The sequence below is a fragment of the Micromonospora sp. NPDC005205 genome, from assembly GCF_040608275.1.
GTDB lineage: Bacteria > Actinomycetota > Actinomycetes > Mycobacteriales > Micromonosporaceae > Micromonospora.
Genome location: NZ_JBEXHV010000010.1, coordinates 129,669 through 149,508 on the forward strand (window position 1 = coordinate 129,669; position 19,840 = coordinate 149,508).

22 protein-coding genes are annotated in these 19,840 nt (G+C 71.7%); 9 read left to right on the top strand and 13 right to left on the bottom strand.

What is annotated here, in order from left to right; genetic code table 11:
- Window positions 1-46 precede the first annotated feature (46 nt).
- A complete protein-coding gene (locus ABZU43_RS19665; RefSeq protein ID WP_355007925.1) occupies window positions 47-1,234 on the bottom strand; it encodes a ThuA domain-containing protein in 1,188 nt (395 codons plus the stop codon).
- A gap of 304 nt (window positions 1,235-1,538) precedes the next feature.
- Between ABZU43_RS19665 and ABZU43_RS19670 the strand changes: the two genes are divergently transcribed.
- Window positions 1,539-1,697 (top strand): hypothetical protein, encoded by a 159-nt coding sequence (locus ABZU43_RS19670; RefSeq protein WP_355007926.1) that lies wholly within the window; start codon window positions 1,539-1,541, stop codon window positions 1,695-1,697.
- Between the two features lie 42 nt (window positions 1,698-1,739).
- Here the strand turns inward: ABZU43_RS19670 and ABZU43_RS19675 are convergent, their stop codons facing one another.
- The 3 genes from ABZU43_RS19675 to ABZU43_RS19685 form a co-directional block, all read right to left on the bottom strand.
- Window positions 1,740-2,453, bottom strand: a complete 714-nt coding sequence (locus ABZU43_RS19675) for an alpha/beta hydrolase (protein WP_355007927.1) — start codon at window positions 2,451-2,453, stop codon at window positions 1,740-1,742.
- 103 nt (window positions 2,454-2,556) lie between these two features.
- Window positions 2,557-3,372 (bottom strand): type II CAAX endopeptidase family protein, encoded by an 816-nt coding sequence (locus tag ABZU43_RS19680; RefSeq protein ID WP_355007928.1) that lies wholly within the window; start codon window positions 3,370-3,372, stop codon window positions 2,557-2,559.
- Window positions 3,373-3,409: 37 nt separating this feature from the next.
- Entirely contained in the window at window positions 3,410-4,153 is a 744-nt protein-coding gene (locus ABZU43_RS19685; RefSeq protein WP_355007929.1) for a methyltransferase domain-containing protein, read from the bottom strand.
- Between the two features lie 62 nt (window positions 4,154-4,215).
- Between ABZU43_RS19685 and mug the strand changes: the two genes are divergently transcribed.
- Window positions 4,216-4,785, top strand: coding sequence for a G/U mismatch-specific DNA glycosylase (gene mug, locus ABZU43_RS19690; protein ID WP_355007930.1), 570 nt, complete (start codon window positions 4,216-4,218; stop codon window positions 4,783-4,785).
- Here mug and ABZU43_RS19695 read toward each other — a convergent pair.
- Window positions 4,782-5,285, bottom strand: coding sequence for an SRPBCC family protein (locus ABZU43_RS19695; RefSeq protein ID WP_355007931.1), 504 nt, complete (start codon window positions 5,283-5,285; stop codon window positions 4,782-4,784). The two genes, mug and ABZU43_RS19695, sit on opposite strands and share 4 nt — an antisense overlap.
- The gene (locus tag ABZU43_RS19700; protein WP_355007932.1) at window positions 5,282-5,644 is read right to left on the bottom strand and encodes a metalloregulator ArsR/SmtB family transcription factor; all 363 of its coding nucleotides are present in this window, start codon (window positions 5,642-5,644) and stop codon (window positions 5,282-5,284) included. The genes ABZU43_RS19695 and ABZU43_RS19700 overlap by 4 nt, the downstream gene beginning before the upstream one ends.
- Before the next feature lie 112 nt (window positions 5,645-5,756).
- Here ABZU43_RS19700 and ABZU43_RS19705 point away from each other — a divergent pair, with 112 nt between their 5' ends.
- Window positions 5,757-6,857 (top strand): ionic transporter y4hA, encoded by a 1,101-nt coding sequence (locus ABZU43_RS19705; RefSeq protein ID WP_112673580.1) that lies wholly within the window; start codon window positions 5,757-5,759, stop codon window positions 6,855-6,857.
- Window positions 6,858-6,994: 137 nt separating this feature from the next.
- Here the strand turns inward: ABZU43_RS19705 and ABZU43_RS19710 are convergent, their stop codons facing one another.
- Together ABZU43_RS19710 and ABZU43_RS19715 are read right to left on the bottom strand one after the other, a co-directional pair.
- Window positions 6,995-8,251 (bottom strand): sigma-70 family RNA polymerase sigma factor, encoded by a 1,257-nt coding sequence (locus ABZU43_RS19710; RefSeq protein WP_355007933.1) that lies wholly within the window; start codon window positions 8,249-8,251, stop codon window positions 6,995-6,997.
- 3 nt (window positions 8,252-8,254) lie between these two features.
- Entirely contained in the window at window positions 8,255-8,647 is a 393-nt protein-coding gene (locus ABZU43_RS19715; RefSeq protein ID WP_238680394.1) for a YciI family protein, read from the bottom strand.
- Window positions 8,648-8,848: 201 nt separating this feature from the next.
- Between ABZU43_RS19715 and ABZU43_RS19720 the strand changes: the two genes are divergently transcribed.
- The gene (locus ABZU43_RS19720; protein WP_355007934.1) at window positions 8,849-9,052 is read left to right on the top strand and encodes a hypothetical protein; all 204 of its coding nucleotides are present in this window, start codon (window positions 8,849-8,851) and stop codon (window positions 9,050-9,052) included.
- Window positions 9,053-9,058: 6 nt separating this feature from the next.
- Here the strand turns inward: ABZU43_RS19720 and ABZU43_RS19725 are convergent, their stop codons facing one another.
- Window positions 9,059-9,424, bottom strand: coding sequence for a hypothetical protein (locus ABZU43_RS19725; RefSeq protein ID WP_355007935.1), 366 nt, complete (start codon window positions 9,422-9,424; stop codon window positions 9,059-9,061).
- A gap of 318 nt (window positions 9,425-9,742) precedes the next feature.
- On the opposite strand from ABZU43_RS19725, the gene ABZU43_RS19730 reads away from it, so the two are divergent.
- Together ABZU43_RS19730 and ABZU43_RS19735 are read left to right on the top strand one after the other, a co-directional pair.
- Entirely contained in the window at window positions 9,743-10,486 is a 744-nt protein-coding gene (locus tag ABZU43_RS19730) for a neutral zinc metallopeptidase (protein WP_355007936.1), read from the top strand.
- A gap of 121 nt (window positions 10,487-10,607) precedes the next feature.
- Entirely contained in the window at window positions 10,608-11,258 is a 651-nt protein-coding gene (locus ABZU43_RS19735; RefSeq protein ID WP_355008030.1) for an HAD family phosphatase, read from the top strand.
- Window positions 11,259-11,317: 59 nt separating this feature from the next.
- On the opposite strand, the gene ABZU43_RS19740 is transcribed toward ABZU43_RS19735, so the two are convergent.
- The 4 genes from ABZU43_RS19740 to ABZU43_RS19755 all read right to left on the bottom strand — a co-directional run bounded on the left by ABZU43_RS19740 (window position 11,318) and on the right by ABZU43_RS19755 (window position 16,966).
- On the bottom strand, window positions 11,318-13,873 hold the full coding sequence (locus ABZU43_RS19740; protein ID WP_355007937.1) for an FtsX-like permease family protein: 2,556 nt from the start codon (window positions 13,871-13,873) through the stop codon (window positions 11,318-11,320).
- Window positions 13,873-14,640 (bottom strand): ABC transporter ATP-binding protein, encoded by a 768-nt coding sequence (locus tag ABZU43_RS19745; RefSeq protein WP_030332873.1) that lies wholly within the window; start codon window positions 14,638-14,640, stop codon window positions 13,873-13,875. Before ABZU43_RS19745 ends, ABZU43_RS19740 begins: the two co-directional genes overlap by 1 nt.
- Before the next feature lie 351 nt (window positions 14,641-14,991).
- Window positions 14,992-15,678, bottom strand: coding sequence for a response regulator transcription factor (locus tag ABZU43_RS19750; protein ID WP_355007938.1), 687 nt, complete (start codon window positions 15,676-15,678; stop codon window positions 14,992-14,994).
- Window positions 15,679-16,048: 370 nt separating this feature from the next.
- A complete protein-coding gene (locus ABZU43_RS19755; RefSeq protein ID WP_355007939.1) occupies window positions 16,049-16,966 on the bottom strand; it encodes a PD-(D/E)XK nuclease family protein in 918 nt (305 codons plus the stop codon).
- A 77-nt stretch (window positions 16,967-17,043) separates the two neighbouring features.
- Here ABZU43_RS19755 and ABZU43_RS19760 point away from each other — a divergent pair, with 77 nt between their 5' ends.
- From ABZU43_RS19760 to ABZU43_RS19770, 3 genes are read left to right on the top strand one after another with little or no spacing between them, the layout of a single operon-like run.
- A complete protein-coding gene (locus ABZU43_RS19760) occupies window positions 17,044-18,198 on the top strand; it encodes a site-2 protease family protein (protein ID WP_355007940.1) in 1,155 nt (384 codons plus the stop codon).
- A gap of 44 nt (window positions 18,199-18,242) precedes the next feature.
- Window positions 18,243-19,196 (top strand): tRNA (adenine-N1)-methyltransferase, encoded by a 954-nt coding sequence (locus ABZU43_RS19765; RefSeq protein ID WP_355008031.1) that lies wholly within the window; start codon window positions 18,243-18,245, stop codon window positions 19,194-19,196.
- A 46-nt stretch (window positions 19,197-19,242) separates the two neighbouring features.
- Window positions 19,243-19,815 carry a hypothetical protein gene (locus ABZU43_RS19770; protein WP_355007941.1) on the top strand — a complete coding sequence of 191 codons (573 nt, stop codon included), beginning with the start codon at window positions 19,243-19,245 and terminating at the stop codon, window positions 19,813-19,815.
- Window positions 19,816-19,840: the final 25 nt, after the last annotated feature.

Sequence of the window (19,840 nt, forward strand, 5' to 3'; positions counted from 1 at the left end):
CGCACCACGACCAGGTGGGGGTGGTGAAGAACGGGCGGGGAGCAGGTCAGCTGGTGGTGACCAGGTCGAACTTCTCCCACTGGCCGATGGAGGTCCGGTTGGCGATCAACGGGGAGGCGCCCGCGTTGTCGGCGGAGACGTACCGGCTGTTCACAGTGGCCCGCAGGCTCACCGTGCCGTCGGAGTTGCGGACCAGTTGGAACGTCTCCCAGGCGCCGGCGCTGCCCCGGTTGGCGATCAGCGCGGCGGCCCCGGCGTTCTCGGCCGCGACGTACTGCGAGTTGCTCTTGGCCCGCAGCGCCACGTTGCCGTTGGCGAGGTTGACCAGGTCGAACCGCTCACTCGTGCTCACCGAGGTCTTGTTGGCGATCAGAGCGGTGGTCGAGTTGGGCGCGCTGACGTACTGGTTGTTGGCGCGGGCCCGCAGGGTGGAACCGCTGACGGTGGGCGGCGGGGTGGTCGTGCGCGGCGAGCAGTCGGCGGTCACGGAGCCCGCGGCGACCTGAAGGCCACCGAGAAGCATCCGGGTGAAGTTCGGGTCGGTGTACGACGCCTCGGTGTGCCCGAGGCCGGTGTACCAGGCCCGTCCGCCGCCGTACGCCTTGCACCAGGTGATCGGGTGGTCGCCGCTCATGTTGCCGCCGCTGTAGGACGACTCGTCGAGGTTGGCCAGGACCCGCGCGGTGGACCGGGGGTTGGTGCGGTAGTTGTACCACTCGTCGGAGCGGACCCAGGTGGCCCCGAGGTGCGCCGTCGACGGGTTGGTGTTGTCCTCGATCCGCACTGTGGCGTTCTGGATCGCCGGGTGCGAGTCGAAGTACGCGCCGACCAGTTGGCCGTACCACGGCCAGCTGTACTCGGTGTCGGCCGCGGCGTGCACGCCGACGTAGCCGCCACCAGCGGCGATGTACGACTCGAAGGCCGTCTGCTGGCTGGCGTTGAGGACGTCGCCGGTCGTCGACATGAACACCACCGCCTGGTACTGGGCCAGGTTGGAGGTGGTGAACTGGGCAGCGTCCTCGGTCGACGTCACGGTGAAGCCGTTGGCCGAGCCGAGCTGCTGGATCGCGGCGATGCCGTTGGGGATCGACGAGTGCCGGAAGCCGGCGGTCTTGCTGAACACCAGCACCTTGGTCAGTGGCGCCGCCGAGGCGGGTGTCGGCAGGGCGACCAGACTGGCCAGCATGACTGCCAGGCCGGTGACGAGTGCCAACAGGCGGGGACGGGAACGCATGGTGTTGCTCCTCTGCTGAGCGTCGACCTCAGGCCGGTGCGCATGGGCAGGCCAGGGGCCATGGTGGCGGTGGTGCGGAAGCCGGGCCGCCGATGCTCGGCTGAGGTGCTGCGGGGTGGTGGGGTGATGGAGGAGTGGTGGGGTGGAAAGAGTCGATGACCTCGCCGAAACACTGTGGACGGTCAAAATTCATCGATTGGTATCGCTGACGCAGTAAACCTCCGATGTATGCGCCCCGTCAACCCCACCGGTTGCGGCCCGGGTGCGCCCGCGCACGGCCCACGTCACGCTGGAGGTGGGACGTGTGGTCGCCTGGCCTGATCGCGACTACTACGACGGTGAGCTCGGGATCGACCAGGGTCTGTGGGAGAACGGCCGCTGCCTGTCGTGCGACATCGAAGTCACCTCGAACGCCAAGCGCGCGTTCTGCCCGTACTGCGGATCCGCGTGCGCCCTGACCTGACCTGCCCAGACGACCGGGCGTGGCACGGTTGGCGCCGGTCACCTATGCGGGCCCGCTGGTGCCAGTGGTCGCCATGAGGATGAGGTCGGCGATCGTCTCCGGGTGGGTGACCATGGCGAGATGCGACGACTCGACCTCGATGGTCGTGGCGTTCATCCGGTCGGCCAGAAACCTCTCCAGCTCCGGCGCGGTCGTGCGGTCCTGCGTGGAGATCGAGTAGTAGCAGGGCCTGTCCCGCCAGGCGGCCGTCGTCGTGCGGCCCGTGAAGAGGTCGTCGGCGATCGGCCCCTGCACCGCGTACAGAGCGCGGGCGCGGGCCTCGTCGACACCACCGGCGAAGTCGCTCAGGAAGGCGTTCTCGCTCAACTGTGCGTACCCGTCGTGGTGCACGAGGCCGGCGTTCGCCGGCGGCGTGGGGAACTTCGCGGCGAGCGCGGCGTAGTCCTCCCCGGCGTCCGGCGCGCGGGCCGCGACGTACACCAGAGCGGTAACCGTCGGATGATTGCCGGCCTCGCTGATGATCGTGCCGGCCCAGGAATGGCCCGCCAGCACCGTTGGCCCGTCCTGCCGGTCGAGGGCGCGGTTGGTGGCCGCGACGTCGTCGGCCAGCGAGGTCAGCGGGTTCTGCACAGCGGTGACCGTGAGCCCGGCCCGCTGCAGGATCGGGATGACGTCGGACCAGGAGGAGCCGTCGGCGTACGCGCCGTGGACCAGGACGACGTTGCGGGCCCTCTGGACCGAAGACGTGTCGCTCATCCGAAAACCTCCGCACGACGCCGTGCCGTCGCTCGCTCGTCGACAGCTCTCGTCCGCCACTCTTCCGCACGCCGGTCGGACCGGTGGGTCGAATGCCCAGGCTTCAGCCGCTCTGCGCCGGCTCCGGTGCGAGGGCGTTCCAGTTCAGGTGGTCGCGGTAGCGGTGTCGCAGGACGATCCAGCTGACCGAGAACGGCACGACCCCCATGGCCACCACGCCCAGGACGTTCGCGCCGACCACGTCGAAGACCGCCCCGACGTCGCCGAACAGCTGAGCGACCGTCTGGAACGCGACGTGCAGGCCGATGCCGGCCCAGATGTCGCCGGTGGCGGCACGGAAGGCGCCCAAGAGCAACGCGAAGACGAAGAACAGCGCCAGCCGGTCGACGGATCTGGCCGCCCCGATGAGGAACCCGAAGACTGTGAACAGCACCGCCTGCCCGATGACCGCCTGCCAGGCGGGCAGCCGGGTGGCGAGGTGGTGTTGCAGGTACCCACGGAAGACCAGCTCCTCCGGCAGCGCCTCCTTGAGCAGGACCAGCACGACCAGCAGCGCCGCCACCCGCAGCACGTCTGCGACGGACGTCCGGACACCGATCTCCACCCAGCCGAGACCGAGGCAGAGCGCGAACCCCGCCGCGGCGGGGACGAGCCAGCAGGCCATCCCGAACAGCAGACGCCGCCAGCCGGCGCGCAGCGACGGCAACCCGAGGCCGGCCCAGGGCCGACGGTCCAGGACACGACGGGCGACGACCACCAGGGGTACGACGACAGCGGTGGTGAGGACCGCCCCGATCGCATGGGTCAGTCGGTCGTAGTCCGGGCCGAGCAGAGCGCCCAGGACCAGCCACACCAGCACGGCGGCGCCGGTCACGACGAGGATCCGCCAGGGCAGGGCGGGGCGAGGTCCGGCGCTCACCACGCGCAGCGTAGCCAGCGGCGTCAACTGTCGACGGTCAGCGGCCGAGGACGAGGTAGCCGAGGCCGAGGACACCCCGGTAACCGCCGACGTACTCGCGCAACCGGTCGTCGAGCTCCGCGCGGACCTCGGCCGCACGGGGATCCTCCGGGTACGCCAGCAGCCACTCCTGCCGCCCGGCGAGCCAGGTGGACTCGAAGTCGTCCCACTCCCGCTGATCGGCGGTGCTCAGGTGCAGCAACCGCCAGCCCCGCTGGCGGGCGGCATCGACCAGCCCGGGCAGGGTCGGGACCTCCGGGCCGAAGACCTCGGCGATCTCCGCCGTGGGGGACCGCTCCCAGTACGCGTCGCCGAACAGCAGCCGCCCACCGGGTCGGACCACGGCGGCGAGGGCGTCGAGGGCGGCCTCGGTGCCGCCGAAGGCGTGTGCCGAGCCGATGCAGAGGACCCGGTCGGCCGGCTCCTGCCAGGTCGCCGCTTCCCCCATCACGAAGGCGACGTGCCGGTTCAGCGACCGCCCCGCGGCCAGCCGCCGCCCTCGGTCGAGCGCTGCCTCATCGGTGTCGACGCCGACGCCGCGCGTCGGAACCGGGCCGGAAACACCACCGGCGGCCACCGCCCGCAGCAGCAGCTCACCCCAGCCGCAGCCGAGGTCGAGCACACGCGCGCCGGGCCGGACGTCGAGCCGTTCCAGCAGCAACGCGGCGTGCTCCGGCGAGAGTGGAGTGTTCCAGCGCATCCGCGCGTAGCGGCTGGCGGTGAGGTGGTCGGTTGACTGCATCCGTTGAGGGTGTCAAAGCGTGCGCCGGGTCCGGCACCGGGGCGTACGGCAGGATCGGTGGGGTGGACGCGCAGAGACCGGGGCCGGCGCGGCGGCCGACCCCGCAGGAGGTGGCCGCGGCGGCCGGCCGGGGTCTGCCGGACATCATCGGTCCCGGGCTGCGCGTGCTGTTCTGCGGCTTCAACCCGGGCCTCTACTCGGCCGCCGTGGGGGAGCCGTTCGCCCGCCGGGGCAGCCGATTCTGGCCGGCCCTGCACGGGGCCGGCTTCACCGACCGCCAGCTGCGCTCGTGGGAAGGCGACGAGCTGCTGCGGCAGGGCCTGGGCATCACCAGCCTGAGCAACCGGGCCACCGCCCGCGCCGCCGAGCTGACCTCGGAGGAACTGGTGGCCGGGGTGACCGGGCTGGCGGTGAAGGCCGAGCGCTACCGGCCGCGCTGGGTGGCGATTCTCGGGGTGAGCGCGTACCGCATCGCCTTCGCCCGACCGAAGGCCGGGCTGGGCCCGCGACCGGACCGGCTGGGGCCGGCCCAGGTCTGGGTGCTGCCGAACCCCAGCGGCCTGAACGCGCACTTCCCGCTGCCGGCGTTGACCGCCGAGTTCGCCAGGCTGCGGCGGGCCCTCGACCCCTAGCCGGCCACGGCGACCAGCCCCTGGTAGTACTGCTGCATCGCCGGGTGGTAGTCGTCGAACTCGGGGCGGGGCGAACCGTCCCGGGAGGCGACCAGCATGTCGAGGTAGTACTCCCAACCGGCGCCCACCTCGGCGATGCCCTCCACGCTGCTCAGGTGCTGCACGAACCGCAGCTCGGTGGTGCCGTCGGTCTCGGTCAGCGACAGCTCCAGCAGCCAGCTGCCGTGGTCGTCGACCATCGACACGGCGAGGCGCTGCCGCGGTTCGCACGCGTCGATGCGCATCTCGCACCAGGGCTGCTGCTCCTCGTACGCCATCTGGACCCGGATGGTCCGCCCGGGGCCGGCGTCGCCCTCCCACGGGCCGAACCAGCGGGCCGTACGCGCGGGCTCGGTCAGGCTGGCCCAGACGTCCGCTGCCGGAGCGCGGAAGGTTCGGGTGAGGACGAGATCGTGGCCGGTGTCGGTGTGAAACAGGCGTCCGGCGGGTGTGCGGGTCATGCCGTGTGCTCCCTTCGGTGCTCCGCCGGGCCGCGGCCGCGGCGCTCTCGGCGGGTGCGATAGACCTCGGTCTCCAGCGCGTTGAGGTGCCGCTCCCACCGGTCGGTGGCGGCGAGCGCGGCGAGCCAGTCGACCAGCGGGGCGAGCGGGCGCGGATCGAGTCGGTAGATCCTCTGTCGGCCGACCATCTCGTCGTGCACCAGACCGCTCTCGCGCAGAAGCCGCAGGTGGCGGCTGATCGCGGGTCGGCTGATCACGAATCGCTGGGCGATGTCACCAGCGGACAACGGCTCGTCGCGCAGCAGGGTCAGGATGTGCCGTCGTACCGGGTCCGCGATCGCGGTGGCCACCTCGTCCACCCGGAAAGCGTAACCTAGGCGTTACGGGTTGGCGTGGTGAAGCCCACTGACCGCCGCATTTCGCCGCATCGATGGTGGGCACATGATCACTTGACCTGGCACTCTTTATGGCATGGCCGCCCTCCTTCGCTCCCGCCTGACCGACTGGACGTTCGTCGTACCTGTGCTCGCCGTCCTGATATTGATGGTCACCTGGGGGCGGAGCCTGCCTGGGCCCGTCATCGTGGTTGTCGCGGTGCTGCTGGGCGGCGCGGTGCTCGCGGCGGTGCACCACGCGGAGGTGGTCGCCCACCGGGTGGGAGAGCCGTACGGGTCCCTCGTGCTCGCCGTCGCGGTCACCGTGATCGAGGTGGCCCTGATCGTCACGCTCATGATCAGCGGGCCGGAGAAGACCCAGTCACTCGCCCGGGACACCGTCTTCGCCGCCGTCATGATCACGTGTAACGGAATACTGGGTCTGTCCCTGCTACTCGGGGCGCTGCGCCGCCGCGTCGCGGTGTTCAACCCGGAGGGCACCGGCGGAGCCCTGGCCACCGTGATCACCCTGGCCACCCTGAGCCTGGTCATCCCCAGCTTCACCACGGCTCGCCCGGGCCCGGAGTTCAGCCCGGCCCAACTCGTCTTCGCCGCCGTCGCGTCGCTGGCCCTGTACGGGCTGTTCGTGCTCGTGCAGACCGGCCGGCACCGCGACTACTTCCTGCCAGTCGACAGCCGGGGCAAGGTCATCGAGACGGAGGAGCACGCCAAGCCGCCCACCACCCGCGCGGCGATGGTCAGCCTGGGCCTGCTGCTGGTGGCGCTGGTCGCGGTGGTCGGCGACGCCAAGACGGTCTCCCCGACCATCGAGGCCGGGGTCGCGGCGGCGAACCTGCCACACGCGTTCGTCGGCGTGATAATCGCCCTGCTCGTGCTGCTGCCGGAGACCCTGGCCGCCGCCCGCGCCGCCCGCCGAGACCGGGTCCAGACCAGCCTGAACCTCGCGCTCGGCTCCGCGATGGCCAGCATCGGCCTGACCATCCCGGCCATCGCGATCGCCTCGATCTGGCTGGACGGCCCGCTGCTGCTCGGCCTCGGCGGCACCCAGCTCACGCTGCTCGCGCTCACCGCCGTGACCGCCGTCCTCACTGTGGTGCCCGGCCGGGCCAACGTGTTGCAGGGCGGCGTACACCTGGTGCTGATGGCCGCCTTCGTCTTCCTGGCCGCCAGCCCGTGACCCGCACGGCCCGCCGGCTCAGCTCGTGACCCGCACCGCCCCGCCGGCTCAGCCCGTGATCCGCACGGCCCGCCGGCTCAGCCCGTGACCCGCACCGCCCTGCCGGCTCGTTCCGTGACCCGCACAGCCCGTGCGGGTCAGCCGGCGGGCGGCGGGTCGCCCGGGAGGCGCTCCGCGCGGGCGTTCAGGTAGCGCTGCTGCGCCAGGTTCGTCGAGCGCGCCGCCGCCATCCGGTACGCCGCCCGCGCGGCGACCCGCTCACCCTCCAGCTCCCACAGGTGGGCGCGAGCGGCAGGCAGTCGAGGGTCGTCGGCGAGGCGGGGGTCGTCGGCCAGGTCGGCGAGCAGCGCCAACCCGGCCGGCGCGCCCCGGCTCATGGCCACCGCCACCGCGTGGTTGAGCGCCACCACCGGGTTGTCGGACATCCCGAGAAGCACCTCGTACAGCGCGGTGATCTGTGCCCAGTCGGTGGCCGCCGCGCTGGGCGCCTCGTCGTGCACGGCCGCGATGGCCGCCTGGAGCTGGTAAGCCCCGACCACCCCGCGCGGCAGTGCCCCGGTGATCAGATCGACCCCTTCGGCGATCTGGTCGGCCCGCCACCGGGAGCGGTCCTGCTCGGCCATCGGCACCAGCTCGCCGTGCGGGCCGATCCGCGCCGGCGCGCGGGCGTCGGTGAGCAGCATCAACGCGAGCAGCCCGGTGACCTCGGGGTCCTCGGGCGCCAGCCGGCGCACCAGCCGGGTCAGCCGAATCGCCTCGGCGGTCAGGTCGGCGCGCAGCAGACCGGGCCCGGCGGTGCGGGCGTACCCCTCCGTGAAGATCAGGTAGAGGACGTGCAGCACGGCGGCGAGCCGGTCGGCGCGCTCCGGGCCGGTGGGCGGCGCGAACCGCAGCCCACTGTCACGGATCCGCTGCTTACCCCGACTGATCCGCCGGGTCATCGTCGCCTCCGGCACCAGGAACGCGCGCGCCACCTCGGCGGTGCTGAGCCCGCCCACCGCCCGCAGGGTGAGCGCGATCTGCGACGCCGCCGACAGCGCCGGGTGGCAGCACAGGAACAACAGGATGAGCGTGTCGTCGGCGTCCGCCTGCGGACGGTCGGCGGCGGGGGCGCTCCACTGCTCCGGCAGCACCCACCGGGCCACCGTGTCCTCCCGTCGCATCCGGGCCTGTTCGCGACGCAGCAGGTCGGTCAGGCGGCGGGACGCCACGGTGATCAGCCAGCCACGCGGATTCTCCGGTACGCCGTCGCGCGGCCAACCGTGCGCGGCGGCGATCAGCGCCTCCTGCACCGCGTCCTCGGCCGTGTCGAAGTGCCCGTAGCGGCGAACCAGCGCGCCGAGGACCTGCGGCGCCAGCTCGCGCAGCAGGTCCTCGGCGGGAGTCTCCGGCACCGGTCAGCCGGCCAGGTCCTCGACACCGTCGAGCACCGGGCGCACGTCCACGTACCCGCCGGGGGCGTCCGGGTCGACCAGGCCGGCGGCGATCTCAGTGGCCCGGTCGAAGCTGGCGCACTCCACGATGGTGTAACCGGCGAGGACCTCCTGCGTCTCCGGGTACGGGCCGTCGGTGACCACCGGCGCCCCCTCGCGCACCTGCACCCGGCGGGCGTGTACCGGCTCGCTCAGGCCTCGGGCGTCGACCAACTCCCCGGACTCGGCCAACGCCTGGTGGAAGGTCTCCATGTGCTGGTGCATCGCCGCGATCTGCTCGGCCGACATCGCCGGCCGGTCCGAAGCCCGCCCCGACAGCACGTCGTAGTCCTGCTGCGACCCGTAGAGCAAAATCATGTACTTCACGATCTCTCCCCTCCTCCGCGAGGCACCACCCCGGCACCCGACGAAACGTCGAACCCAACCCCCACCCTCCGGACACACCACCCCAACCCGAATCGGTGATCATGAAGTTAGCGTCACGACACGCCGAGCGGGTTGACGCTAACTTCATGATCACCGGGGTCCGGGGTGGTGGGTGGGGCTTAGGTTGGCGGCATGACTGTGGTGTGGGTGGTGCTGGGGGGTTTCGTCGTCGCGGCGGGGGTGGCGTACGGCGTTGTGGCTCGGCGGGGGCGAGCGGACGCCGGGGACGATCCGGCGGCTGGGCGGGAGGCTCGGAGTCGCCAGCACAGGTACGAGGCCGAGCGGCACGGTGACCAGGGTGACACCTGGCATCGCGGTCGGGATTCGAGCGGTTGAGCGACGCTACTGACCGTACGAGCGGCGGAGCCGGTCGTTGATCAGGTAGTTGAGGCGGTGGCGTAGGTGCCCGAGGGTGCTCTCGCCCGGTAGGTCGCCGTCGGTGGTCAGCGTCCAGCGCAGCGTGCAGTCCCCGCCGGGCTGTCCGGCCGTCAGGTCGACGCGGATCCGGTCCAACGGTCGGTGCGGCCACAGCGACGACCACACGAGCAGCACGGGCGCGTAGCCGGCCACCACCCGGGGCGGCACCTCGTCGTCGCGCAACTCCAGCCAGGGCCGGCTGCCGGCCTCGTACGGGTCGCGCAGCGACCTCCACAGGACGTGCGCCGGCGCCGGTTGACGTCGGCTGCGACTACCCAACTCGTGCACCACGACCGGCCCCTCCCTCCCCGGACGGATACATCCGCCCGCTGGCATTCTGCCGGCCCGGCACCGCCCCCCCGAGTAGGACCCCGCCGCCCCTGTGCCGCGCAAATCCGCCGCCCTGTGCCACGTAAACCCGCTGCCCCTTCGCCGCGCGAACCCGCTGCCCCTGCCCGCGCGAACCCGCCGCCCCCGGCGCCGCCAGAACAGCACCGAGCTGATCGGCGTGAACCGTCCGTCCCCACCCTGCGTAGAACCGGTGATGGGCGTGGCGGTCGTATCGTCGGGGTACATCGCAGCGCGAGCACCGATGTCTGGGGAGGCACAGTGGGGGCACGGTTCGGACGCGACGCGCGGGGCCCGGTGGCGGGCCTGCTGATCGCCGCCCTGGTCTCCCTCGCCTGCGCTGGCGGTGGGCTGGCCGAGCCGGAGGCCGAGCGCCCCGGGGCGAACCCGCCGGCAGCGTCACCGGGACCGGGCACCACCCGGGCCGACAGCACCACCAGCGTCGCCGAGTTCGAGCAGGACGTCGCCGACGCGCAGGCGATCGCCGAGCGGTACTGGGCGGCCCAGTTCAAGGAATCCGGGCAGCGGTTCCGACCGATCCGGCGGATCATCCCCTACCAGCGTGACGGCGAGGTGTCCTGCGGCGGACAGGCGTTGCCCCGCAACAACGCCGTCTACTGCTCGCAGGGCGACTTCATCGCGTACGACGTCGCCTGGTCGGTGGCGGCGTTCCGTGAGGTCGGCGACGCGTTCGTGTTCTACCTGCTCGGGCACGAGTACGCGCACGCCATCCAGGTGCGGCTGGGCATCAACTACAGCTTCACCATCCAGCAGGAGTTGCAGGCCGACTGCATGGCCGGGGCGTACCTGGGCGACTCGGTGCGCTCGGGGACCCTGACCCTCGCCGAGGGCGACCTGGACGAGTTCCGGGAGGGCGTGGCGGCGGTCGGCGACGACCCGGACCAACCGTGGTTCGCGGAAGGGGCGCACGGCACCGCCGAGCAGCGCACCGACAGGTTCTTCCGGGGTTACGAGGGTTCCCTGAAGGAGTGCGACCTGGGCTGAACGGGGTTGCCCGGATCACCCTGACGCCCGTTGCCGCCACCGGCCCCTGCGGCTGCTGGCAGGATCGCCGGTGTCGGTCACGACCCTGGAGGTTCCGCTGAGCAGCCATCACCCCGCCGCTGTGCTCTTCGACATGGACGGCACGTTGGTCGACAGCGAGAAGCTGTGGGACGTCGCGTTGCAGGAACTCGCGAAGGAGTACGGCGGGGAACTTTCCGTCGACGCCCGCCAGTCGATCATCGGCACCGCCATGGCCGAGTCAATGCGTATCCTGCACGACGACCTGGGGCAGCCCGAACGGGATCCGGAGATCAGCGCGGCGTGGATCAACGCCCGGATCGTGGAGCTGTTCCGCACCGGTCTGCCGTGGCAGCCGGGCGCGTTCGACCTGTTGGGAGCGGTCCGCGCTGCGGGAATCCCCACCGCGCTGGTCACCTCCAGCCCTCGGGCGCTCGTCGAGATCGCCCTGGACACCCTCGGTCGGGACAACTTCGACACGGTGGTCGCCGGCGACGAGGTGGTGGCGGCCAAGCCGCACCCCGAGCCGTACCTGACCGCCGCTCGGCTGCTGGGTGTGCCGATCGAGCGGTGCGTGGCGATCGAGGATTCACCGACGGGGGTGGCCAGCGCGCTCGCCTCGGGCGCGGCGGTCCTGGCCGTACCGGCGGAGGTGGCGTTGCCGAGCACTGTCGGCGTACACCAGGTGGAGAGCCTGACCGGCGTGGACCTGGCGCTGCTCGCGGCGCTGTTGACCGATCGGGCCGCTGCCTGAACAGAAAGGAGAGGCCCTGCTGACGCGACCGCGTCAGCAGGGCCTCCCTTTTTGTCCGATCAGTCGTGGGCGATGGCGCCCAGGACGTTGATCCGGGCCGCCCGGACGGCCGGGAGCACCGCGGCCACCACGCCGATGATGGCGGCCAGACCGAGGAAGACACCCATCTGCCCCCAGGGCAGGATCAGGTCGGTGATGCCCTCGTCCTTGAGGGCCTCGACCACAGCGGCGCCGAGGCCGGTGCCCACCACCACGCCGAGCAGCGCGCCGAACACCGAGATCACCACCGCCTCCACGGTGATCATGCCCATTGTCTGGGACCGGCGCAGGCCGATCGCCCGCAGCAGACCCAGCTCGCGGGTCCGCTCCAGCACCGACAGTGCCAGTGTGTTGATGATGCCCAGCACGGCGATCACGATGGCCAGCGCGAGCAGGATCTGGATCATCGTGAGCAGCCCGTCGAGCGAGCTGGTCTGCTGCTTGATGAACGCGTCCCGGTCGGCCACCGACACCTCGGGGCTGTCCGCGAGCAACGCCTCCACCTGCGGCTGGACGTCGGACACCCGGGTGCCCGGGTCCAGTTGGATGAAGCCCTGGATGGGCTGCGGAATGGCGAAGTCCTTCGCCGCGGTCGCCGGCAGCGTCACCGGGTTGGTCAGCTGCGACGACTCGTAGATGCCGCTGATCGTGTAGGTGCGTGCCTCGCCCCGGGTCAGTTGCACGTTGACCGTCGAGCCCACCGACCAGCCACGGGACGTGGCCGTGTCCGAGCTGGCGAGCATCTGGGTCGGCCCGAGCCGGTCGATGTCACCGGCGGTCGGCTTCGCGCCGAAGATCTGCCGCAGCGACGCGATGTCGCTGCTCGCCGCGACCCAGGTGCTCTCGCCGTCGATCCGCCCCATGTCGCCGTACTCGCCGTCGACCAACCGCACACCGGGCAGGGTCTTGGCCTGGTCCAGCACACCCGGGTCGAAGGTCGGCGGACGCGGGCCGCCCTGCTGACCGGCGATCACCAGCTCGGCCTTGATGGTGTCCTGGGCGAGCGCGCTGATGCTGCCCTTGGCCGAGTCGAGGATCACCGTGACGCCGGTGACCAGCGCGATGCCGACCATCAGCGCGGCGGCGGTGATCGCCGTACGACGTGGGTTGCGCCCGGAGTTGAGCCGGCCCAGCTTGCCCGGCACCGACCAGGAGAAGATCGCCCCGAGCAGGCTCACCACCGGCCGGCTGATCAACGGGGTCAGCAGCGCCACCCCGATGAAGGCGAACAGCACGCCACCGAGGATGGTCGACAGCGTCTGACCGCCGGCGTTGCCGCTGAGCCCGAGGAACAGCAGCACCGCGCCGATGCCGGTGACCAGCGACCCGGCCACCGTGACCTTGGTCAACGGCCGGTCCGGGGTGGCCACGTCCTGCATGGCCGCGATCGGCGGGATCCGGGACGCCCGCAGCGCCGGCAGCAACGCCGCCACCACGGTGATCACCAGACCGACGGCGAACGAACCGATCACCGCTGCCGCCGGCACGCCGATCCCGGCCAGGGTGAGCCCACCGGCGAGCTTGCCGAACAGGAACGCCAGCAGCGCGCCCACCCCGATGCCGGCGGCGAGGCCGAGCACCGACGCGATCAACCCCACCGCGATGGCCTCCAGCACCACCGAACCGATGATCTGCCGGCCGCTGGCCCCGATGGCGCGCATGAGCGCCAACTCCCGGGTCCGCTGCGCCACGATGATCGAGAAGGTGTTGAGGATCAGGAAGGTGCCCACCAGCAGCGCCACCGCGGCGAAGCCGAGCAGGATCTTGTTGAAGAAGGACAGCCCCTCCTTCAGACTGGCCGAGGCGTCCGCTGCCACCTGCTCGCCGGTCTTCACCTCGAAGTCCGCGCCCAGGGTGCGGGCCACGTCGTCGCGAAGCTTCTCGTCCGAGACCCCAGCGGCGGCCTGAACGGTGATGCTGCTGAACACGTCCGGCTCGCCCAGCATCAGCCGCTGCGCCACCGGCGTGGTGAAGAAGACCTCGTTGACCCCGCCGATCGAGTCCCGGTCACCGCTGTAACCGAAGACGCCGACCAGTGTGAAATCCCGCTTCTTCGACTCGAACGCGGTCAGCACGCCGACCTTCTGGCCGACCTGCACCTTCGCTGCCGTGGCCAACGCCTTGTTGATGACGATCTCGTCCTCGGCCTGCGGCGCGCGCCCCTCACGCAGCTTCAGCAGATCGCTCTCGCCGGTCCAGTTCTCGCCCAACTGCGGCGGGCCGAACGAGGTGACGACCTTGCCGTTGCTGCCGATCACCCGGGCGCCGTCGGCGTTGACCACACCGGTCGCCGAGGTCGCCCCCGGCACCTGCTTCACCCGGTCCACCAGGGCGGCCGGCAGCGGGGCGGCGGTCTGCTCGCCCTCCAGCTCGTTGACCTGCACCTTCGGCTTCGCCGCGACGTTCACGTCGATCTCGGAGAAACCGTCGGCGAAGACCGAGTCGAAGGAGCGACCCAGCGTGTCGGTGAGCACGAACGCGCCGGAGACGAACATCACCCCGAGCACCACCGCCAGGCCGGACAGGATCAGCCGGACCTTACGGGCCAGCAGACTCTTCAGCGTCGCGCGGAACATCAGTTGCCCACCTCGGCCGGAGTGTCCAGCTTCTTCATGGTGTCCAGCACCGTCTCGGCGGTCGGCTCGATCAGCTCCGAGACGATCTCACCGTCGGCGAGGAAGACCACCCGGTCGGCGTACGCGGCGGCCGTCGGGTCGTGGGTGACCATCACGATGGTCTGGCCGTGCTCCCGGACCGAGTTCCGCAGGAAGTTGAGCACCTCCGCGCCGGAGCGCGAGTCCAGGTTGCCGGTCGGCTCGTCCGCGAAGATCACCTCAGGGCGGGAGACCAGCGCCCGCGCGCACGCCACCCGCTGCTGCTGCCCACCGGAGAGCTGCGCCGGCCGGTGATCCAGCCGGTCCTTCAGCCCCACCGTCTCAATCACCGTGTCGTACCAGGCCGGGTCCGGCTTGCGTCCGGCGATCGACAGCGGCAGCAGGATGTTCTCCTTGGCGGTCAGCGTCGGCAGCAGGTTGAACTGCTGGAAGATGAAGCCCACCTTGTCGCGCCGCAGCTTCGTCAGCCCCGCGTCGCCCAGCCCGGTGACGGTCGTCTCACCGATCGACACCGTCCCCCGGGTCACCGAGTCCAGACCGGCCAGGCAGTGCATCAACGTCGACTTACCGGAACCCGACGGGCCCATGATCGCGGTGAAGCGGCCACGTTCGAACTCCGCGCTGACCCCCCGCAGCGCGATGACCTGAGCCTCGCCGCTGCCGTACACCTTCCACACGTCGTTCGCCCGGGCCGCGGCCTGCGCCTGCTGGCCTACCGTCGCGGTCACGTCATCTACCTCTTCCGTCTGTCCGAAAATGCACGCCGCCCCCCGATGGTCCGGCGCGACTGTTCAATCATCGGTGCCGAATACGCCCGCCCCGTCCGACCCTGGGGGGACCCGGAGCGGATTTCCCGCTGCGGGTGCACCCCCATATCGCATCAGGGTTGCCCCTGAGTCGACGGCCGGTCGACCGTTTTTCCACACAGCGGCGGCAGCACCGACACTTGCACCTGACGCCACAGGAGGGTCAACCGAACCGGGCCGTCTCCGGTCACGGTAGGTGACGACTGCAACGCCGGCCGTCCCCCCACGGAGGGATCTTCGAGTACGCCGGGTGAGGTACCTCAGCCGGCGCAACTACGCCCGGGGGCGGACCAGCCCCGACTCGTACGCCAGCACCACCGCCTGCACCCGGTCGCGCAACCGCAGCTTGGTCAGCACATGCCCGACGTGCGTCTTGATGGTGGTCTCGCTCACCGACAGGACCGTCGCGATCTCGGCGTTGGACAACCCTCGGGCGACCTGCACGAGCACCTCGCGCTCCCGGTCGGTGAGCGCGTTGAGCGCCGCCGCCGGCGTCGCCGCCGGGTCGGGCAGCAGTTCGGCGAAGCGGTCCAGCAGGCGCCGCAGGATCCGAGGCGACACCACCGCGTCCCCGCCGGCGACAGTGCGGATCGCCGCGATCAGATCCTCGGCCGGCACGTCCTTGGCCAGGAACCCGCTGGCGCCGGCCCGCAACGCGCCCACCACGTACTCGTCCAGGTCGAAGGTGGTGAGGACCAGCACCCGTACCGGCAGCCGGGCGTCGACGATGGCCCGGGTCGCCGCCACCCCGTCCATCCGGGGCATCCGGATGTCCATCAGTACGACGTCGGGCAGCAGCCGGCGGGACAACTCCACCGCCTCCACGCCGTCACCGGCCTCCGCCACCACGTCCAGGTCGCTCTCGGCGCCCAGCACCATCCGGAACCCGGTCCGCAGCAGCGGCTGGTCGTCGGCGAGCAGGATCCGCACCGGCCGCGCCGAGGGCGCCTGATCGCTCATCTGCTCTCCCGTCCCGCCGACGTCCTGGCGCGCACCGGTCATCCTCGCGCACCGGAGCCGGTGCGTCGCGGATCACCGTAGAGGCCAGCCGGTCGTCCTGTCCCGACCGCGGCGGCACCATTGCTGTCGGGTCGTTGCACGTGCGGCAGGCGATCCCGGCGGCCTGAATCGCCGCGCCGGGCGTACACGTCGCTCAGGGCCTGTGTCAAAGCCCCTGGCCGGCCTGCGGCGGGCCCAGGCGACGACCGGCCGCGTTGGAGATTCGTTCGGATGCAACACCGGTATCCGAACGAATCTCCGCCTCGCCGGACCGCCGCCTGGACTCCACCTCGGCTCGACCGAGGACTTTGACGCAGGCCCTAGGAGGCCGTCACTCGTCGGCACCCGGCGCGACCGGAGTGGCCGCCCGGGAGTCGCGCAGCGGGCCGGCGCCCGCCGCCGCGACCGGGAACGGCGGCGGTGTGCCGCCGAAGCTGGGACAGAGCGCCTGGTGGCTGCACCAGTCGCAGAGCCGGCTCGGCCGGGGCCGGAAATCCTGCCGGGCGGTGGCCTGCTCGATCGCCCGCCACAGCGCCACCACGGTGCGTTCGAAGCGGACCAGCTCGTCGGCGTCCGGGGTGTAATCCAACACCTCGGCGTCGCGCAGGTAGAGCAGGCGCAGCACCCGGGGCACCACCCCCCGGGTGCGCCACAGCACCAGGGCGTAGAACTTCAGCTGGAACAGCGCCCGCGCCTCGAACGCCTCCCGCGGCGCACCCCCGGTCTTGTAGTCGACCACCCGCAGCGCGCCGTCCGGAGCGACGTCGAGCCGGTCGAGGTAGCCCCGGATCAGCAGCTCCTCGTCGACGACCGCGGAGATCAGGCTCTCGCGTTCGGCCGGCTCCAACCGGGTCGGGTCCTCCACCGCGAAGTAACCCTGCAACAGCCCGGCGGCGGAGCGGAGGAACTCCACGGGGCCGGCCGGCTCCGCGCCGTCGAAGATCCCGGCCAGCTCGGGCTGCTCGGTGACCAGCCGGTCCCACTGGGGGGCCACCAGGTCGCCGGCCGCCTCCGGCGTGCGGCCGGTGGCCGGCAGGTCGAACAGGCGCTCCAGCACCGCGTGCACCAACGTGCCCCGGGCCTGCTCGATGGTGGTGCGCTCGGGCAGCCGGTCGATGCTGCGGAACCGGTAGAGCAGCGGGCAGGTCTTGAAATCCGCCGCCCGCGACGGGGACAGCGAGGCCCGCACCGTCGGCGGCGCCTGCGCCGCGGGGGAGGGCTGGGGGGTGGTGACCGATTCCGCCGTCATGTCGGCAAAGGTTAGGGCACCGGTGTGACACCGACCGCCGCCCGCCCCGCCCAGCGACGGTCCGTAGCATCGTGGCGATGGAGCAGACAACCAGGCCGCCGCGCCGACCGGACCGACGTCTCGGCCTGAACGTCGGCAAGGTGTTCGGGGTGCCGCTGTACCTCAACGGCTCCATGGTCCTGCTCGCGGTGCTCATCGCTGTGCTGTACGGCGAGTTCGCCCGCCGACAACTGGACCTGTCGCAGCTCAGCGGCTACCTGATCGGCTTCGGGTTCGTCGTGTCGCTGCTCGGCTCGGTGCTGCTGCACGAACTGGGCCACGCCCTCACCGCCCGGCGGTACGGCATCGGTGTGCGCGGGATCACCCTGGAGCTGCTCGGCGGTTACACCGAGATGGACCGCGACGCCCCATCGCCCCGCGTCGACCTGCTGGTCTCGTTGGCCGGCCCGGCGGTCTCCGCTGTGCTCGGCGTCCTGGCGGTCGCCGCCACGCTCGCCCTGCCCGAGGGGACCGTGGCGCACCAGCTCGCCTTCCAGCTCGCGGTCAGCAACGTCATCGTGGCCCTGTTCAACAGCCTGCCCGGGCTTCCGCTCGACGGCGGCCGGGCGCTGCGCGCCGCGGTGTGGGGGCTGACCCGCGACCGGCACCTCGGCACCGAGGTCGCCGGGTGGGCCGGCCGGATCGTCGCCGTCGGCACCGCGGCCCTGGTGGTGCTGCTCACCGTCGAGCGGCGGCTGGCGCCGCTGGCGCTGCCGCTGATGCTCCTGGTCGCCGTCACCCTCTGGCGTGGCGCCGGGCAGTCGATCCGGGCGGCCCGGGTCAGCCGCCGGTTCCCGCTGATCGACCTCGCCCGGCTGGCCCGTCCGGTCTGGCCGGTGCCCACCGGTACGCCACTGGCCGAGGCCCAGCGCCGCCGCGCCGAAAGCGGGCAGCCCGACGCCGCGTTGGTGGTCACCGACTCCACCGGTCGACCGGTGGCGCTGGTCGACCCGGCCGCCGCCGACGCGGTGCCGGTCGAGCGCCGACCGTGGTTGGCGGTCGACGCCGTCGCCCGGTCGCTGGGCACTCTTCCCACGTTGTCGCTCGGGTGGGACGGCGAGCGGGTGATGGAGGCCGTACAGACCTACCCGGGCGCACAGTACGTGGTGTCGTCAGGCGAAGATGTCGTCGGCATTCTGCACATCGCGGACCTGGCACAGCTCCTTGAACCCAACCGGAAGATGACACCGTGACCGCAACTCCCTCCACCGTCGCCGCCGACCCCGCCAATCCGGCGCTGACACCCGTGCACCGTGGGCCGTTCCGGCCCGGCGACCGGGTCCAGCTGACCGACCCCAAGGGGCGGATGCACACCGTGACGCTGGAGCCCGGCAAGGAGTTCCACACCCACCGCGGCATCCTGGCCCACGACGCGCTGATCGGGCTCCCCGACGGCAGCGTGGTGACCACCTCCGGTGGGGGCACCGCCTTCCTGGCCCTGCGGCCGCTGCTGTCGGACTACGTGCTGTCCATGCCGCGCGGCGCCCAGGTGATCTACCCGAAGGACTCGGCGCAGATCGTGGCGATGGGCGACATCTTCCCCGGCGCGAAGGTCCTCGAGGCCGGCGCCGGCTCCGGCGCGCTGAGCTGCTCCCTGCTGCGAGCAGTCGGCACGGAGGGCGAGCTGCACTCGTTCGAGCTGCGCGACGACTTCGCCCAGATCGCCAAGCGCAACGTCGAGGCGTTCTTCAACGGGCCGCACCCCTCGTGGAACCTGCACGTCGGCGACGTCGCGCAGTGCCGGGAGACCGGCTTCGACCGGATCATCCTGGACATGTTGACCCCCTGGGAGACCCTCGACATGGTCGAGCGGGCGCTGGTGCCCGGTGGGGTGTTCATCGGCTACGTCGCCACCACACCGCAGCTGTCCGAGCTGGTGGAGGCGCTGCGCGAGCGCGGCGGCTGGACCGAGCCCCGGGCCTGGGAGTCCCTGGTGCGCGACTGGCACGCGGAGGGCCTCGCCGTCCGTCCGGACCACCGGATGATCGCGCACACCGCTTTCCTGGTGTCCGCCCGCAAGCTGGCCCCGGGGGTCACCGCGCCGCCGCGCCGCCGCAAGCCCAGCAAGGGCACCGAGGCGTACGCGCAGCGCCGTCAGGACCTGCGTGAGGCGGAGGCGGCCCGACAGGCCGCCGCCGCGCAGGCGGCGGGCGCGCAACCCAACGGTGCGGGGGAGATGGACAGGCCGTGACCATCGAGCTGGGTGTCGGCAGCGCCGAGCAGGGGGAGACGCTGGCATGAGCCGACCGGGCTACGGCGGTGGAGACCTCCCCGCGGTCTTTCCCGACTGGTCGCCCTACCAGGACCTGGAGTCGGCGGCGCGGGCCTACCTGCGCGACCCGGACGTCGCCCTGGAGGCGCTCGGCGGCGTGCTGCGCGGCGCGTCGGTGCTCGGCTTCACCCTGGAACGCTTCGTCAACGAGGTCAACGGGGTGTGGCAGGAGGTCGTGGTCTGCGACGGCAGCCGGCTCATCCTCTGGCACGGTGAGGACGTACCGCCGGAGGAGGGCCCCCCGGGCTCGATGACCTCGTCGCTGCGGGTGGTGCCGGTCTCCACCGTCACGGAAGTGGGCTGCCGGCGGCGGCTCAACCGTGCCGAGAGCGGCGAGATCCGGGTCGACAGCATCGACGTCTATCTGCTGCTCACCTCGTTGGACGAGGCGCCGCCGAGTGAGGAGATGCCCGGCACGCCCCGGCACGACGCGTTGCGCTTCGGCAAGACCCTCGACGACGGCGGCGCCGGGCAGATCGCCCGGTTGGAGGAGTTCGCTCGGTTGGTCGCCTCGGTGGTCGGCCGTCCGATGCTCTGAGGCGTACCCCGGTTCTTAACCGGCC

Bases quoted from the DNA above. Each gene is read 5' to 3' on its own strand.
- ABZU43_RS19665 (WP_355007925.1), bottom strand. From the start codon at position 1,234: ATGCGTTCCCGTCCCCGCCTGTTGGCACTCGTCACCGGCCTGGCAGTC.
- ABZU43_RS19675 (WP_355007927.1), bottom strand. From the start codon at position 2,453: ATGAGCGACACGTCTTCGGTCCAGAGGGCCCGCAACGTCGTCCTGGTC.
- ABZU43_RS19685 (WP_355007929.1), bottom strand. From the start codon at position 4,153: ATGCAGTCAACCGACCACCTCACCGCCAGCCGCTACGCGCGGATGCGC.
- ABZU43_RS19695 (WP_355007931.1), bottom strand. From the start codon at position 5,285: ATGACCCGCACACCCGCCGGACGCCTGTTTCACACCGACACCGGCCAC.
- ABZU43_RS19705 (WP_112673580.1), top strand. From the start codon at position 5,757: ATGGCCGCCCTCCTTCGCTCCCGCCTGACCGACTGGACGTTCGTCGTA.
- ABZU43_RS19715 (WP_238680394.1), bottom strand. From the start codon at position 8,647: ATGATTTTGCTCTACGGGTCGCAGCAGGACTACGACGTGCTGTCGGGG.
- ABZU43_RS19720 (WP_355007934.1), top strand. From the start codon at position 8,849: ATGACTGTGGTGTGGGTGGTGCTGGGGGGTTTCGTCGTCGCGGCGGGG.
- ABZU43_RS19740 (WP_355007937.1), bottom strand. From the start codon at position 13,873: ATGTTCCGCGCGACGCTGAAGAGTCTGCTGGCCCGTAAGGTCCGGCTG.
- ABZU43_RS19750 (WP_355007938.1), bottom strand. From the start codon at position 15,678: ATGAGCGATCAGGCGCCCTCGGCGCGGCCGGTGCGGATCCTGCTCGCC.
- ABZU43_RS19755 (WP_355007939.1), bottom strand. From the start codon at position 16,966: ATGACGGCGGAATCGGTCACCACCCCCCAGCCCTCCCCCGCGGCGCAG.
- ABZU43_RS19760 (WP_355007940.1), top strand. From the start codon at position 17,044: ATGGAGCAGACAACCAGGCCGCCGCGCCGACCGGACCGACGTCTCGGC.
- ABZU43_RS19770 (WP_355007941.1), top strand. From the start codon at position 19,243: ATGAGCCGACCGGGCTACGGCGGTGGAGACCTCCCCGCGGTCTTTCCC.